14 protein-coding genes are annotated in these 15,269 nt (G+C 66.9%); 7 read left to right on the forward strand and 7 right to left on the reverse strand.

Features of this window, described 5'->3' with window-relative positions; genetic code table 11:
* Nucleotides 1–97 precede the first annotated feature (97 nt).
* Complete coding sequence (locus C563_RS0107885; RefSeq protein ID WP_018761501.1) at nucleotides 98–520, forward strand: Hsp20/alpha crystallin family protein; 423 nt, start codon at nucleotides 98–100, stop codon at nucleotides 518–520.
* Nucleotides 521–585: 65 nt separating this feature from the next.
* On the opposite strand, the gene ppsA is transcribed toward C563_RS0107885, so the two are convergent.
* From ppsA to C563_RS0107905, 4 genes are all read right to left on the reverse strand, one after another.
* A complete protein-coding gene (gene ppsA, locus C563_RS0107890) occupies nucleotides 586–3,003 on the reverse strand; it encodes a phosphoenolpyruvate synthase (RefSeq protein ID WP_018761502.1) in 2,418 nt (805 codons plus the stop codon).
* A 77-nt stretch (nucleotides 3,004–3,080) separates the two neighbouring features.
* Nucleotides 3,081–5,654 carry a cation-translocating P-type ATPase gene (locus C563_RS0107895; protein ID WP_018761503.1) on the reverse strand — a complete coding sequence of 858 codons (2,574 nt, stop codon included), beginning with the start codon at nucleotides 5,652–5,654 and terminating at the stop codon, nucleotides 3,081–3,083.
* The gene (locus tag C563_RS0107900) at nucleotides 5,651–6,112 is read right to left on the reverse strand and encodes a universal stress protein (protein WP_018761504.1); all 462 of its coding nucleotides are present in this window, start codon (nucleotides 6,110–6,112) and stop codon (nucleotides 5,651–5,653) included. Before C563_RS0107900 ends, C563_RS0107895 begins: the two co-directional genes overlap by 4 nt.
* A gap of 45 nt (nucleotides 6,113–6,157) precedes the next feature.
* On the reverse strand, nucleotides 6,158–8,143 hold the full coding sequence (locus C563_RS0107905; protein WP_018761505.1) for a heavy metal translocating P-type ATPase: 1,986 nt from the start codon (nucleotides 8,141–8,143) through the stop codon (nucleotides 6,158–6,160).
* 170 nt (nucleotides 8,144–8,313) lie between these two features.
* On the opposite strand from C563_RS0107905, the gene C563_RS0107910 reads away from it, so the two are divergent.
* Nucleotides 8,314–8,784, forward strand: coding sequence for a GyrI-like domain-containing protein (locus C563_RS0107910; protein WP_018761506.1), 471 nt, complete (start codon nucleotides 8,314–8,316; stop codon nucleotides 8,782–8,784).
* A gap of 355 nt (nucleotides 8,785–9,139) precedes the next feature.
* The gene (locus C563_RS20975) at nucleotides 9,140–9,511 is read left to right on the forward strand and encodes a YegP family protein (protein WP_331271248.1); all 372 of its coding nucleotides are present in this window, start codon (nucleotides 9,140–9,142) and stop codon (nucleotides 9,509–9,511) included.
* A gap of 23 nt (nucleotides 9,512–9,534) precedes the next feature.
* Here C563_RS20975 and C563_RS0107920 read toward each other — a convergent pair whose 3' ends face one another.
* On the reverse strand, nucleotides 9,535–10,992 hold the full coding sequence (locus C563_RS0107920) for a DUF5129 domain-containing protein (RefSeq protein ID WP_018761508.1): 1,458 nt from the start codon (nucleotides 10,990–10,992) through the stop codon (nucleotides 9,535–9,537).
* A 28-nt stretch (nucleotides 10,993–11,020) separates the two neighbouring features.
* Here C563_RS0107920 and C563_RS22760 point away from each other — a divergent pair, with 28 nt between their 5' ends.
* From C563_RS22760 to C563_RS0107940, 4 genes are all read left to right on the forward strand, one after another.
* Nucleotides 11,021–11,251: a hypothetical protein gene (locus C563_RS22760; protein WP_018761509.1), complete on the forward strand. Its 231-nt coding sequence runs from the start codon at nucleotides 11,021–11,023 to the stop codon at nucleotides 11,249–11,251.
* A gap of 102 nt (nucleotides 11,252–11,353) precedes the next feature.
* The gene (locus C563_RS0107930; RefSeq protein ID WP_018761510.1) at nucleotides 11,354–11,548 is read left to right on the forward strand and encodes a hypothetical protein; all 195 of its coding nucleotides are present in this window, start codon (nucleotides 11,354–11,356) and stop codon (nucleotides 11,546–11,548) included.
* Between the two features lie 50 nt (nucleotides 11,549–11,598).
* Nucleotides 11,599–12,465 (forward strand): HNH endonuclease, encoded by an 867-nt coding sequence (locus C563_RS0107935; RefSeq protein ID WP_026264507.1) that lies wholly within the window; start codon nucleotides 11,599–11,601, stop codon nucleotides 12,463–12,465.
* A gap of 24 nt (nucleotides 12,466–12,489) precedes the next feature.
* Entirely contained in the window at nucleotides 12,490–13,437 is a 948-nt protein-coding gene (locus C563_RS0107940; RefSeq protein ID WP_026264509.1) for an alpha/beta fold hydrolase, read from the forward strand.
* 54 nt (nucleotides 13,438–13,491) lie between these two features.
* Here the strand turns inward: C563_RS0107940 and C563_RS0107945 are convergent, their stop codons facing one another.
* Nucleotides 13,492–14,304, reverse strand: a complete 813-nt coding sequence (locus C563_RS0107945) for an IclR family transcriptional regulator (RefSeq protein ID WP_018761513.1) — start codon at nucleotides 14,302–14,304, stop codon at nucleotides 13,492–13,494.
* 40 nt (nucleotides 14,305–14,344) lie between these two features.
* The gene (locus tag C563_RS0107950) at nucleotides 14,345–15,178 is read right to left on the reverse strand and encodes an NAD-dependent epimerase/dehydratase family protein (protein ID WP_026264510.1); all 834 of its coding nucleotides are present in this window, start codon (nucleotides 15,176–15,178) and stop codon (nucleotides 14,345–14,347) included.
* Nucleotides 15,179–15,269 lie beyond the last annotated feature (91 nt).

Genomic DNA, 15,269 nt, shown 5'->3' on the forward strand with positions numbered 1-15,269 from the left:
CTGGGACCTTGGACTCTGGCTGCTGTCCTGCCAAGAGGGGATGGTGGAAATGCCGGGCGATCCGATGGTCCGGCTTCCACTTGAGCAGGAGGCAGTAATGACTGACCTGATGAAATGGTTCGATTCACGGCGCTCACCCTTGGACGTCATCGAACGGCTTTTTGAAGGTGACGTGGGAACTTCCGCCATCCGGGTGGAGGAGATGGTGGACGGCAATACCCTCGTAGTACGGGCTGAGCTGCCCGGCATCGACCCCGAAAAGGATGTTGACGTCACCGTTTCCGACGGCGTGCTGTCCATCAAGGCGCAGCGGGAGGAAAAGAAGGAACACAAGGACAAGGGCAGTTACCGCTCCGAGTTCCGGTACGGGTCCTTCGTCCGGCGTATTCCGCTTCCCGGTGGCGTCCAACAGGCGGACGTCACCGCCGCCTACAAGGACGGCGTCCTGGAGGTCCGTGCCCCGATGCCTGACCAGGCGGTCGAAGCCAGCGCGTCGAAGATCCCCATCACCAGGGGCTGAGCAGCGCCGGGCGGACGACGTCGGTGCCTGGCCCCCGCGGGGACCAGGCACTTTGTCCAGCGGGCTTAGGACGCCTTGCCGGCCGCAGCTTCCGCTGCGGCGATGACCGGAACTGTTTTGACGTAGGTGTCCGGGTTCAACGAAACGGAGTCGATGCCCTGGCCGACCAGGAATTCGGCAAGGTCCGGATGGTTGCTGGGCCCCTGCCCGCAGATTCCGATCTTGATGCCGGCCGCGTGGGCTTTGCGGATGGCCTCGGCAATGAGCGCCGTCACGGCGGGGTCGCGTTCATCGAAGAGGCCGGCAAGCTCCTCGGAGTCGCGGTCCACTCCCAGGGCCAGCTGGGTAAGGTCGTTGGACCCGATGGAGAAGCCGTCAAAGCGCTTGGCGAATTCCTCGGCCAGGACCACGTTGGATGGGATCTCGCACATCATGTAGAGCTGCAGGCCGTCAGCGCCACGGACCAGGCCGTGCTCCGCCATCGCCTCGATGACCTGGTCCGCTTCGCCGACTGTGCGGCAGAAGGGGACCATGACGATGACATTGCGGAATCCTGCCTGCTCCCGGACCCGTTTGAGGGCCCTGCACTCCAGGGCGAACCCTTCCCTGTAGTGGTTGCTGTAGTAGCGGGAGGCGCCGCGGAAGCCAATCATGGGGTTCTCCTCCGGACGTTCGAAGAACCTGCCGCCCACCAGGTGGCTGTATTCGTTGCTCTTGAAGTCGCTGAGCCGGACGATCACCGGTTTCGGATGGAAGGGAGCGGCGATCTTGGCGATTCCCGTCGCCAGCACGTCCACGAAGTACTCCTGCGGGTCGTCGTAGCCGCTGGTGAGCCGCTTGATGAGGTCTGCTTCCTGCGGATCGGTCACTTTTTCCGGATGGACCAAGGCCATGGGGTGGACGCGGATCAGGCTGTTGATGATGAACTCCATCCGGGCCAGTCCCACCCCGGCTGCAGGCAGCCGCCACCATTTGAACGCCGCGGCCGGGCTGGCGATGTTGACCATCACATCCGTTCGGGTGGCGGGAAGACCCGCCATGTCCACATCCTCCACTGAGTACTCCAACAGTCCTTCATAGACGCGCCCCTCCTCCCCTTCCGCGCAGGACAAGGTGACCGGGGCGCCGTCGGACAGTATCTCCGTTGCGTTGCGCGTTCCGACGACGGCCGGCACGCCAAGCTCACGGCTGACGATCGCGGCATGGCTCGTGGTCCCGCCGTGATCGGTGACGATGCCGGCGGCGCGCTTCATGACCGGCACCCAGTCGGGGTCGGTCATCCGGGTGACCAGCACGGAACCGTCAACGAAAGACTCGATGTCCTTCGCATCGCGGATCACGCACGCCGCGCCCTTGGCGATGGCATCGCCAATCGCCGCCCCGGTTGCCAGGACCGGGCCGGGGTGCAGGAGGTGGTAGGTCCGGAAGGTGGAGGCGCTTCTGCGCGCCTGGACAGTTTCCGGCCGCGCCTGCACCATGAAAAGGTCACCGGTCAGGCCGTCCTTTGCCCACTCCATGTCCATCGGCCGCCCGTAATGCTGTTCGACGGCGGCGGCCCACCGGGCCAGGAGGACAATTTCCGCGTCGCTCAGCACCAGCGAGCGCCGCTCGCGTTCGCTGGTGTCAACGGTCCGGGTCCGTGCATCACCGCCCTGGCTGTACACCATCTTGCGCTCCTTGGCGCCCACGGCCCGTTCGATGACGGGACTGAACCGCGGGTCGGCCAGGAGCGGCTTGAACACCTGGTATTTGTCCGGGTTGATGGTGCCCTGGACCACGGTCTCCCCCAGCCCCCAGGCGGCGCTGATCACCACAACGTCGGGAAAGCCTGATTCGGTGTCAATCGAGAACATCACCCCGGAAGCGCCGACGTCGGACCGGACCATTCTTTGGACCCCCACGGAAAGGGCGACGTCCAGGTGGTCATAGCCCTTCATCTCCCGGTAGCTGATGGCGCGGTCGGTGAACAACGATGCGTAGCAGCGCCTGCAGGCATCAAGGACGCCGCGCTCGCCCGCCACGTTCAGGAAGGTCTCCTGCTGCCCGGCGAAGCTGGCATCGGGCAGGTCCTCTGCCGTGGCGCTGCTGCGCACGGCCACGGGCACCTGGGCCTGCCCCGTCCGGCGGCACAGGTCACGGTAGTGTTCCTGGATGTCTGCGGCGATGGCGTCGGGAAAACTCGCTTGCAGGAACAGTTCCCGGATGGCTGCGCCCGCCTGGCGCAGCGTTGCCCGGCCGGCGCGGTGGTCATCCATGTGCTGCCGGATCCCCGGTTCCAGGCCGTTGGCTGCCAGGAAGGTCCGGTAGGCGGCGGCAGTCGTGGCGAATGCTTCGGGAACCCGCACTCCCGAGGATTGAAGGGACCGGCTCAGCTCACCCAGGGATGCGTTCTTGCCGCCAACCGAAGGTATGTCCGCGAGCCCGGTGTCTTCGATCCAGGTGACATTGACGTTGGCCAGGACGGCTTCTGCGGGGGCACTCATGGCTCGATTCTGGCGGCCGCCGGGCAGGGCAGGCAGAGTCTTTGGTCCCGGTGCCGCCCCCTCAGCGGCACCAGTACTTACGCAACAGCGGACCCCTGGGCCGGCCGCAGGCGGTTCCGGACAGTTTTGTGGATCCAGTCGGCTGCCAGGACGGCGGGGGCGGCGAGGAGGGCGAGGGCCATGCCCATGGGGGTAGGCGGGGCCTGGCCCAGCACTGCCGCAAGATAGGGCACGTAGAGGCATGCTGCCAGGATGGCCAGTTCAGCCAGCACGGCCCACACCAGCAGCCTGTTGGTCCCCCATCCCAGCTTCCACGGCGGCACGGTGGCGCTCCGGCACGCGAAGGCGTTGGCGAGCTGCCCCAGGACCACCGCCATGAAGGCGGCGCCGGATGCGGCCGCCAGGAGGCCGGGAGCCGGTGGTTGCCCCCGGGTCCAGCCGCCGGCCGCGAGGACAGCGGCGAACACCGCCATTTCCGTCGTGGCCTCCACCGGCCCCAGGATGCAGAAAACCCTGATGATCAGCCGCCTGTCCATGAGGTGCCGGCGTTCGGGCGGACGGGACAGGACACGTTTGCCCGGCGCCTCCGCCCCGAGCGCCAGGGCCGGCAGCAGGTCGGTGCCAATGTCCAGGGCAAGGATCTGGAGCACCCCCAACGCCAGCGGAAACTGCCCGCCGGAAAGTGCCCAAATGACGAAGGGGGTCAGTTCCGCCACATTGTCAGTGAGGTGGTAGGTGAGGAAGCGGTGGATGTTGGCGTAGGTGGCACGGCCCTGCTCGATGGCTGCGACGATGGTGCCGAAGTGGTCGTCAAGGAGCACCAGGTCCGACGCCTCCCGCGCCACGTCGGTCCCGCTGAGCCCCATGGCCACGCCGATATCGGCTTCGCGGAGGGCAGGGCCGTCGTTGACGCCGTCGCCGGTCATGGCCACCACATGCCCACGGGCCTGCAGGGCCCTGGCGACGCGGAGCTTCTGCTCGGGCGATACCCTGCTGACTACTACCCCGTCCCGGTCCAAAAGGGCCCCCAGAACCTGGTCGTCCGCGGGAAGGTCCGAACCTTCAAGGACACATTCGGGTGATCCCGTCAGACCGATTTGGCGGGCAATCGCTGCCGCGGTCCCCGGGTGGTCACCGGTAATCATGGCGATCTTCAGGCCGGCCCGGCGCGCAGTCCCAATCACGTCGCCCACATCGGGGCGAGGCGGATCCTGGAGGCCAATCAGGCCGAGGAATTCCAGCCCGGTTTCGAGGTCGGCCGGCGTGCCGGTCTGCCATGTTGCCGGCACTCCCCCGAGTCTCCGCCGCGCCACGGCGATGACGCGCAAGCCACGTGATGCCATCACTTCAACATGTTCCTTGACGTGCGGCGGCACGGAGCCGCACACCGGGAGCACAGTTTCGGGGGCGCCCTTGCAGAACAGGTCCGCTCCCACAAGGGCAGATTCCCGGCGCCGCACCGGGTCAAAAGGCAACCGCCGCGCAGGGGCTGCCCCGGGTCCGGTTCCAGTCAGCCTGCGGGCCAGGACGTCCAGGGCTGCTTCCATCGGATCTCCTTGCGCGCGCCACTGCCCGCCGTGCAGCTCGGCCCGGCCCTGCGACGCCGCCCGTGCTGCGAGTGCGGCGGCGGCCGCCTTGTCCATTCCGTGTCCCTGCACGTCGGCGTCGGGGCCATACCCGTCGCCGGTCACGTGGACGGATCCATCGGCGGTGAAGACTTCGACGGCGTTCATCCGGTTCTGGGTCAGGGTGCCGGTTTTGTCGGTGCAGATGAATGTTGTGGACCCGAGCGTTTCGACTGCTTCGAGGTTGCGCACCAGTCCGTTGCGTGCAGCCATCCGCTGTGCGCCCATGGCAAGGGAGAGAGTCACGGTGGGAAGGAGCCCCTCCGGTACCAGCGCCACGGCAACGCCAATGGCGAAGAGGAACGAATCGCGCCATTGGAAACCCACCAGCAATGAGGCCATGAAGAAGACGGCGGCGATTCCCAGCGCCATCGCCGCGGTGACCCGGACGATCCGGCGAAGTTCCAGGGACAGTGGTGTGGGGGGCGAAACCGCTTTGCTGGTGAGGTCGGCGATTCCGGCCAGCCTGGTGTTGGCGCCGGTCGCCGTGACGGTCGCTTCCCCGTAACCGTTGACCATGAAGGTGCCGCCCCAGACCCGGTCTCCCGCCGCTTTGGAGACCGATTCGCTTTCGCCGGTCAGCATCGATTCATCCACCGCGCATGCCGAGGCCAGCATGAGGGCCATGTCGGCGGGGAGCCGGTCTCCGGCAGCGAGCAGGACCACGTCGCCCACCACCAGTGCGCTGGCGTGGACGGTCTGCACCTTCCCGTCCCGGCGGACCATGACGTCGGCCGGCAGCAGGGCGCGCAGCTTGGCTGCGGCGTGCTGGGCGCGTTCCTGCTGGATGTGGGCAAACACGCCGTTGACGATCACGACGACGACGATCGCCACCGCCAGCTGGGGCATGTCGGCAATGAAGGCCAACCCGGCGGCACACCAGAGCATGAGGGCGAAGAAGTGCGTCATCTCGGCCCAGAGCTTCCGCCATTGCGGGACGGGTTTTTCAGTGGGCAGCTGGTTGGGGCCGGCCTGTTCCAGGAGTTGCGCGGCCCTTGCAGATGTCAGGCCCTCCGCGGTCCTCACACAGCGTCCGCCTCCTGGCCCACCAGGAGCACCGGGCAGGCGGAGTGCGCTGCGCACGCCTTGGTGACGGACCCCATGGACTGCTTAAGGAGGCCGCCCTCTCCATGCCTGCCCACCACCAGCATCTGCGCCCGGCGGCTTTCGTCCACCAGCACCTTCGCCGGTGGCCCGAATTTGACGTCCACATCGACGTTCGCCGGCCGCTCGCCCGGGAAGGCCCGGCCCAGGGCGTCCTCCACGAGCCGTTCGGCGGCGTCCTCCAGCCTCGCGGTGAACTGCCGGTCTGCCCCCTCGAGGCGTGAGGTCACCAGGTAGTCGGGCATCCCGACGCATGTGATGACCTCAAGGCGGGTCCCCAGGCGGGCGGCCAGCTTGCCGGCATACCGCAGGGCGGCGGAGGAATATTCGGAACCGTCCACGCCAACGATGACGGGCTTGGCCACTGTTTCTGCGTTCATACCACCACGTTGGCCGCTGGTGCATTTGGGCGGAAGGGCCGAAAGTCATGCTGACGGGCGGACAACGCCGGCAGCAGGCGAAGGGCGCCTGGAGCCTGCCATCCGCGTCGGGTCGGCACCGTGGAGAGCGCGCAGGCCGTTCAGGATGGTGGCCAGGTCCACCAGCTCCTGCAGGAGGGCACCGGCGACGGCGGGAATGTACCCAGTCATGGCGATGGCCATCAGGAGCAGGCTGAGCCCTATCCCGGTCCAGATGCTCACCAGGGCCACGGCTACCGTCCGTTTGCCGATGGCGACGGCCTGGGCCACCTTGGACAGGTCATCGAGCATGATTACCACGTCGGCCGATTCGCTGGCGGCCGTTGCGCCTTTGGCGCCCATGGCTATTCCTACCTCGGCGGCGGCCAGGACGGGGGCGTCGTTGACGCCGTCGCCCACCATGATGACCGGGCGTTCCCGGATGGCGGCCACGGTGTTGACTTTGTCCTCCGGCAGGCATTCCGCCTGCACGCGGCCGATTCCCGCTTCCTCGGCAATGTGCGCCGCGGTGGCTTGGGCGTCCCCGGTCAGCAGCATGGTGTTCCGCACTCCCAGGGAGTTCAACTGTGCCAGGGTATCCACGGCGTTGCGGCGTAACGGATCCTTCATGACCAGCGCACCGGCGTACTCGCCGTCCACGGCCACGTGGATGGCCAGCTGGCCGCTGTGGACCGGTGTTTCACGGAACCCGGTCGAGACATTGCTGACCAAAGCTGCTTTGCCCACCACCACGCGCCGGCCGCCGCAGACAGCTTCCACCCCGTGGGTGGCAGTTTCGGCCGCCTGCTGTACCGGCAGGAGCTCCAGGTTGGCCAACCGTGCCGCCTCGATCACCGAGCCTGCCAGGACGTGCGAGGAATATTGTTCAGCCGAGGCAGCCAGCTGCAGGATCCGGTGGCTGCCCAGGGACCCGCCCTTGCCCGGGGCCACCCGGACCTCGTCAAGGACGGGACGCCCGGAGGTGAGGGTTCCGGTCTTGTCGAAAACCGCTGTCTGCGCCTTGGCAAGTTGCTCGAGGGTCCGGGTGTTCTTGATGATGATGCCCTTGTGCGCGGCCTGGCTGGTGCCGGCCAGGAAAGCCACCGGCGCCGCGATCAGGAGCGGGCAGGGCGTAGCCACCACCAGGACCTGTGCAAAGCGGAGCGCTTCACCTGACAGGATCCAGGCCGTGGCGGCCATGGCCAGTGCCAGGAGGGTGAAGGGGACGGCGTACCGGTCAGCGAGCCTCACCACCGGGGCCCGGCTGTTTGATGCTTCCTCGACCAGGGCGATGATGCGGCTGTACTGGGAGTCGGCCGCGGTGGCCGATGCCCGCATGCGGATTGCTGCCACACCGTTCACCGATCCGCTGAGCAGCACCTGCCCCCTTGCGTGTTCCACGGGAAGGCTCTCGCCCGTCAGCGAAGATTCGTCAAGGCTGGCCGTTTCAGACAGCAGCGTGCCGTCCACCGGCACCAGCTCGGAGGGGCGTACCATCAGCACGTCCCCCGGCACCACCTCGCCGATCGGGATATCTTCGAGCACGGTGCCGGCTCGCTCGCGGTGCGCGAAGCGGGGTGCCCGGTCCAGCAGGGACCGCAGCTCCCGGGCGGCACGTCCCTGGGCGAAGTTTTCGAGCGCTTCCCCGCCGGTCAACATGAGGATGACCACCAGGGCGGCCAGGTATTCGCCCACTGCCACGGTGCTGCCGATCGCCATGAGCGCCAGGAGGTCGATCCCCCAGCGCCCTTCCCGCAGGGCGCGGACCATCCCGGCGGAACGCAGTACCACGATCACAGCGGCATAGGCAGAGGCCAGGATCCGGACCTGCAGTTCCAGGCCGGATTGCATCAGCACCAACGTGGCCGCCAGCACCAGGCACGTCAGCGCGACGACGGGATACTGCTTGGTGAATCGCCACGCCTTCTCCGCGGGGGACTTTGCGGGCCCTTCGGGGTCAACTCCATCGAGGCGCCCGCCCGACGCCGTGGGCGGGGCGGCCGGCTTCCTCATTCAGGACACTTCAAAGCTGTGTACCGATGGTGTTCACGCATAGAGCCGAACCTACCGGTCCGGCACTGCCTGGGGTAGGGCATTTGGACCCGGCACCGGGCTCGTCGCTCCTTGTGGCGGTGTGACCTTTGGCCCTGTCATGTAACCGGCCTCGCGGCAATGCTGGTGGCATGAACGGAAATGGGCAGGAACCGCGGAAGACCCACGTTGCGGAGCAGGCTGTGGCAGTGGTCCACGAACGCGTCCCGATGGACGCACTGACAGGCTTTTTTGGCAGGGCCTTCGGTGCCGTCATGGCGGCTGTCCAGATGCAGGGAGCCAGCCCTGCAGGCCCGCCGTTCGCGCTGTACCACGGTATGCCTGGCGAATCAGTGGACGTTGAAGCGGGTTTCCCCGTCGCGGGACGCTTTCACCGAACAGACGAGGTGGCCAGCGGGACGCTTCCCGACACCGATGCGTATGAGGCCATCCACAGCGGCCCGTATGACACGTTGGGCACCACCTACGATGCCATCCGGCAGCGCATGGAGGAAGACGGCGCCACCCCGGGCGGGATGGTGTGGGAATACTACTTGAGCGATCCGGAAAAGCAGCCGGATCCGGCCACGTGGCAGACCAAGGTGGTTTGGCCCGTTGCCTAAGGCAGGGCAGACGCCGTCGATCAACTCCTGGCACGGCTGAAGGTCAGATCCCAGGGCTGTGTGCCGCGGGCAGATAGTTGCCACCCGTCACGGGCTATGTCCCGGCGCAGTTGGCGGAGGCTGGCCTGCAGGCCCGGGGCCCACTGTTCCTCGGGAGGAGTCCGGTTCAGCGGCGGCCCGGGAAACGTGCAAGGACCGGCGCCACAGAACAGGGCACTTGGTACCTCTTTGGGTGAACCAACGGAACCGCCTGACAGCCGGGCCGAATGGTGCTGTCTACGCCGGCGCCCCATATGGCGGAGCCCAGGCATGAAGAGGCCTGGGCGTGTTGCTCTTTGACGGGAGCCTGCCGCTGGTGGCCTTGGTATTCGGCGCCCTGCCGTGGGCCCTGCCCGGCAGCCGGAACCGGCCAACCGGGACTTTGGGCCCTAAACGCGGGCCGTGTCCTCTGGAATGGTGGTCTGGGCCGGAACACCGCTGTGGTTGTACATCCGCCAGGATCCGATTCCGGCTTGTGATGCCGGACGGCCACGTTCTGGCTGTCTCCGGCCCGTTCACGAACAAGCGGTCGGCGGCCGCGGCCATAGAAGAAGTCCGGGAATGTGCCGGGACCGGACTGATCCGTGACGTGGTGCCACCAGCGGGACTCGTCCTCGCTCCCGCAGCACACACCCGGTGCAGCATCCGGCGCGGAATCGGCCGGTTGGGTGCGCTCGGCGTCGCGTAGGCCCCCGGATACCGCCCCCGGAACTAGAAGCTTGACGAACTGCCCGACCCGGAAAAGCTCCCGCCGGTGCTGCCGTACCCGGTGGTGCTGCCGCCGCCCCTGGCCGAGTTGACACTGCCGATGCCGGTGGTGAACCCGGAGTTGAAGGTGGCAACGGAGAAGAACTGGTATGTGGGATAGCACGTGCCAAGGATGCTGGGTTCGTACCTGCGCTGCCCGTGGTGGGTGGGCCCTTCATGGGCGGCGTCCATTTTCTCCCGCATCAAGCGCGCCTCGTCCTCATTCCTGGCGAACCCCTGGATGACCGTTTCGGCGTGCTGCTCCAACAGCTCCGACAGCCGGGAACGGGCATCGTAGAGCCGGTCCAGTGCCTGCTCCGGCGTGATTGTTCCGTCGGCCAGGTCAGCCGTCCAGCGCTCGATCTCCCGCAGGCTTTCGTCCCTGAAGGACCGCAGGGCCGCCGCGCTGGCGGACTCGCCCTGCCCGTGCCTCTTGCTCAGGAGCTGCTCCAGCCCGGCTAAGTCCTCGCGGAACGGTGCAAGCTGCCGGTCCCAGGCCGTGGGCCAGGTGGCGGCGCGGTTCAGCAGGGCGTTGCTGTCCGCGATGACGTCATCCAGGGCATCCAGCTGGGCTGCGTTGTCGGCGAATTCGCGGGCAAGGTTGAGGCTTTTCCGCCGACTCAGCGCTCGCCGCGGGAGCGCATGCACCTGGTTGGACAAGTCCGTGGTGGCTGCGTACCGGCTCAGGAAAGTGCGGTGCTTCTCCAGGACCTGGCTGCCATAGCGCGACGATTCGGGGATGGTGCCCGCGTTCAGCTCCGTGACCTCCAGGTCCATGCTGACGTTGGAATAGCTGCGGTCCCCCCGATCAATCTGCCTGCGGCACCGGGCTCGTGTCACGCCGCGGACTGTAAGCCATGCGGCTGCGACCAGCGCCGCCAGCCCGCCCGTTACCCCCACTGTGATGAGGAACCCGGCAGAGCGGTACCATGGCTGGTTGATGAGCTCGGCGGCCCGGCGGATGCCGGCCACGGTGCCGTCGGTCCACTGGGCGTCACGGAAGAGTTCCTTCGACGCGTCCTGGATGTCGCTACGCTGCTCCAAGGACACTTTCCGGTCCTCACCCATGTATGTGCCCACGTGGCGGCCCACAGGATCGAGCGCGAAAATGAACAACCCGTCCGCCCATTTCTGCCCATCCGCACTGATCCATTCCGGATGCCGGGACCGGGCAAACGCGAGGACCTTTTCGTTAAGGTTGTCCGCGGCGGTTCCGTTGTAGGTGAAGACTGCGATACGGGTGGGTTCGTAGAACTGGATACTTTCGACGGCGGGGACCAGCGTGTTCTGGTCCAGCACCCCTGCGGTGTCCTCCACAACGATGGCCACGGGCGCACCCGCGGCGCTCGCCGCCGGCACCCCCACCAGGAGGGCACCCAGCGCAAGCACGATCGCACCAATCCGGCTGGCCAGAGTACCCATGTCCCTCTCCTTACTGCGTGGAATCAGGATGGAACCAGGACCAAGCCGGACAAAGGGCCAAAAGTCCCGCCGGGCCGAGTGGCGGCGGACCCCGTGGGCCTTGGACAGGGCCCTGGACCCGGGCGAAGGAACCAAAGCGCTGGGGCTGGCCACCCTGGAGGTGCTGGCACGGAGCGGGCTCGCGCGCACCGAGGAGCTCGAGCTGTTCGATATTGCCTGGAAGAGCGTCTCCGGGGAAAGAGAACGGAGAGGACACTGAGACGGACACGGGCCCATGGGAGGAGGCGGCCGGCGTGGACGGCCGCGCCATCTTGGGCGAGAATGAAACGAAAGACGAAGAAAATGCCGAGGAGGTTGGACCATGAGCGCAACGTCGCCTGAGCAGCGTTATGTCCACCCCGCACGGGAAGCCGCTGCCCCCTCGGCCACAAAGAAGGCAACCCCCGCCGAGCGCCGGGTCCAGGTCGCTGCGGCCAGGCTCCGGGTCACGCTCGATGAAAGGCTGGGGCGCGAAACACCCGCCAAGACCAAGGCGCTGGCCAAGGAACCGATCTAAATCCCGCTGCACGGTGGGGGCCGGCCCCGCGCGCCAAGGCAAGGTGAACAGTGGCTGCAGTAATACTGGCCGTGGACGCCGACGACCTGCATCGCCGGGACTACCGTGCCGCCGTCGAACAGGTCATGGAATCCGGCAGGTTCGTGGACCGGTGGAAACTCGATTCCCGGCCGGAAGCAGTCCCGGGAACGGACGCCTGGCTGCTGCTGCGCGGCGGCGGGCAGGGCAATGGCCTGATCGGCCACGGGCTGGTGGAGTCCGAGCCTTACCAGGTCCCCGCAGCCGGCCATGCCGCAGACACTGGCTGGTTCATCACGGTGGTCTTCGACACGCTGTTGCCCATTGGTGAACAGACCGGCCCTGAAATCATTGAGTGCGCGTTTCCGGGCGGTTTCCTTGCCGGTGAGTCCGCGCATTCCTTGGTGGACGTCCCGCCGGAGTGCGAGCCGGCCCTTCACAGGCTGTGGCGTGGCCAAGGTCCTGCGATGACGGATCCTGATGAAATCCCCGGTGGAACCTTTCACCCTTCTGCCGTCCGCCACGTCCAAGTGAACCGTTACGAGCGGGACCCGGATGCGCGCAGGTTGTGTTTGGCGTTCCACGGCACGTCCTGCGCGGCCTGCGGCTTTTCCTTTGAAGCCACCTACGGAGTGGCCGGTGCCGCCATGGTTGCCGTGCACCACCTGGTTCCGGCAGAGATGCTGGGGAACGGCTATCAGCTTGACCCCGTAGCCGATCTCGTCCCGCTATGCCGGAACTGCCACGTGGTCGCGCACAGCGAGAACCCGCCCCGGACGGTTGCGGAACTGCGCACCATGGCCTCCACCGGCGGCAACGTGGCGGGTGACGTGGTCAGCACGGCCCAACTCCAAGCGCAGGCCGATGCACGCCGGATTCTCGGAGGCGGCCCGGCGTAGGGCTTACCGGACTATGTTGGGACCATGGCAAAGCCTGGCCGGAGCGGAAACGGGGAAGACCCGGGGGACCTCGGTCGTGCCCGGGTGGACGCGGCCGCACTGCTGGATGCGGGGCTCGGCGACGTCGACTGGGCAGTCCCGCCGCCAGGCTCGGTGGACTTCACCATCGACGTGCCGAGCGGCAAGCTTGCGGCTGTCGCGTTGGGCGATCCGGAGGATCCCTGCGTCGTGCTGGTCCCCGGCGCCACGGGGTCGAAAGAGGATTTTTCCCTGATGATGCCGGACCTCGCCGCGGCCGGTTACTTTGTTCTCGCTTACGACCTTGCAGGCCAATACCAGTCAGCCGGGGCCGGCCCGGAGAATCTGGTTCCGCCACGCAACCATTACGACTACCGGCTGTTCGTGGATGACTTTGTGGCCGTCCTGGAGACGACGGCAACGCCGGTCCATGTGGTTGGGTACTCGTTCGCCGCCATCATCGCCCAGCTCGCCTATGTGGAGCGGCCCGGGCTTTTCCGGTCCTTGACGCTGCTGGCCTGCCCGCCCGAACCGGGACAGGGCTTCAAGGGAGTGGGCAGGATCGGCCGGTTCAGCACGTGGGTGAACGGCCGGGCAGGGGCCGCCCTCCTCATCTGGGGCATCCGCAGCGGCCGGGTGGCGAGGGTCCCGCGGGGCAGGCAGCGGTTCGTGAACTATCGATTCCGTTTCACCCGGCGGGCCTCAATCCGGGACATCTACACCCTCATGCAGCATGTTCCGGATGTCCGGCAGGAGCTGGCCGGGGCATCCCTGCCCAAATTCGTAGCGGTCGGTGACCACGACCTGTGGCCGCTGAGCCTGCACCGGCAGTTTGCCCAGGCCATCAAGGCGCGGATCGGGGTGTACCGGGGTGGCCACAGCCCCTGCGAAACCTCGCCCCACGAGTTCAGCCGGGATTTGCTGGCCCTGTACGCCGGGGCCGGGGAGGCGTAGCGCCCTGCTGCCGCCAGGGGCCGGCGGATCGGCGGCCAGGCCCTGAGGGAAGGCCTAGCGGATGCCTGCGGCGCGCAAAGTGCGGGCCAGTTCGCCGGCCGCTGAGTGCAGGGTCTCCACGGTCTTTTCGATGACGTCATCGGTGGCCAGCTCGATCGGCATGGAGCAGCTCATGGCGTCCGTGCCGGGGATGCGGTACGGGACCACCACACTGACACAGCACAGCCCAACCGTGTTCTGTTCCCACTCCACGGCGTGCCCGGTTTTCCGGAATTCAGCCAGCTCTGCCTGCAGCGCCCCGAAGTCAGGCACCGTGTTGGGGGTCAGCGGGGCGTAGGGTCCCGGACCAAGCCGTTGCCTTACTTCATCGTCGGTGTATTCGGACAGGATGGCCTTTCCCAGCGCAGTCACCTGGGCCGGCAGCTTGCGGCCCACCCGGGAGGAAAGCCGGCGGCGGTCCACTGCCTGCCGGGTGGCCAGATAGATGACGTCGGAACGGTCCAGGCGGGCGTAGTGGGTGGTGAAAGTGGTCGCGTTGCGGACTTTTTCCAGGATGCCGGAGACATGTTCCATCACAGGATCACGGTCAAGGTACGCGGTGCCGCACAGGAGTGCATGGGTCCCGATCCGGTAGGCGCCCTCCGGCGTCTGCTCGATCCAGTTCAGCTCAAGCAAAGTCAGCAGCAGCCAGTGCAGGCTGGAGCGCGGATAGCCGGTCAGTTTGAAGATCTCGGCGGTGGTCAGCGGCTGCGGGGCCGCAGCGACCAGTTCGAGGATCGCGATGGTGCGCTCGGCGGACTTTACCAGTTTCACGTCGCCGCCCGGCGCCTCCCCGCGCGGACTCTCCTGGACCTCGAGTGATGCCATCAGTGCTCCCCCTGTCGCCACAGTCCCGGCTCGCCGCAACTCATTTGACGGCCAGGTGCGGGTAGTTGTCTATTCCCACCTTATGGTCACTGCCCGCCCAGCCACCGCCAAGGAGTGCAGCCCATTCATCGGGAGTCGTGGTGTCAACGTCGCCGGCGAATTCTTCCGCATTGTCCCGCGGCTCAAATCCGATGGCACGGCCGGCTTCCAGGTTCGCCCATCCCCGGCTGTTGGCGGATACCGCCCACACCACATGGTGGCCGGGCGCGCCCGCATCGCTGAGTGCCGCCTCCACCAGGCGGAAGGAATCCGCCGGGGAGAGCCACGAACCAAGGGTCCGCAGGTTTTCCGGCCGCGCACCGCCGGTGCCGATGCGCGCACTGACCACCTTCATGCCGAACTTGTCGGCGTACAGGCTGCCCAGCGCCTCCACGGCGGCTTTGCTGACGCCGTAGTAGGTGTCCGGGCGCGGCGCCAGGACAGCATCCGCCGCCGCCGCGTGCGTGGGATGGAATCCCACGGCGTGCGTGGAGCTGGCCAGGAGGACACGGTCGACGCCGTTGCGACGGGCCGCTTCAAGCGTCACCTGGGTGCCCGTGATGTTGGTGGACACAATTTCCTCCCACGTCATCTCGCGGTGCAGGCCGCCCCAATGCACAACCCCGGTGACTCCGGCCAGGGCGGCGTTCATGAAGTCGGGGTCCGTTACCGATCCCACGTATACCGACTCGTGGGCACGGGGGTCGGCAGCCTCTGCCAGGTCCAGCAGGCGGACGGCATATCCGGCCTCTGCCAGATAAGGCCGCAGCAGCGTGGCCATCATTCCCGCCCCTCCGGTGACGGCAACAGTGACGGGCTTCGATCGTGCGGCCAAGATTTCCTCCAGTGGTTGACAGCCTGTGACCATGATCATACTCTCGTGAAGTACGTTTCACATAGTAACAGTCATTTATATATGTAAAAAG

This window comes from Arthrobacter sp. 135MFCol5.1, assembly GCF_000374865.1.
GTDB lineage: Bacteria > Actinomycetota > Actinomycetes > Actinomycetales > Micrococcaceae > Arthrobacter.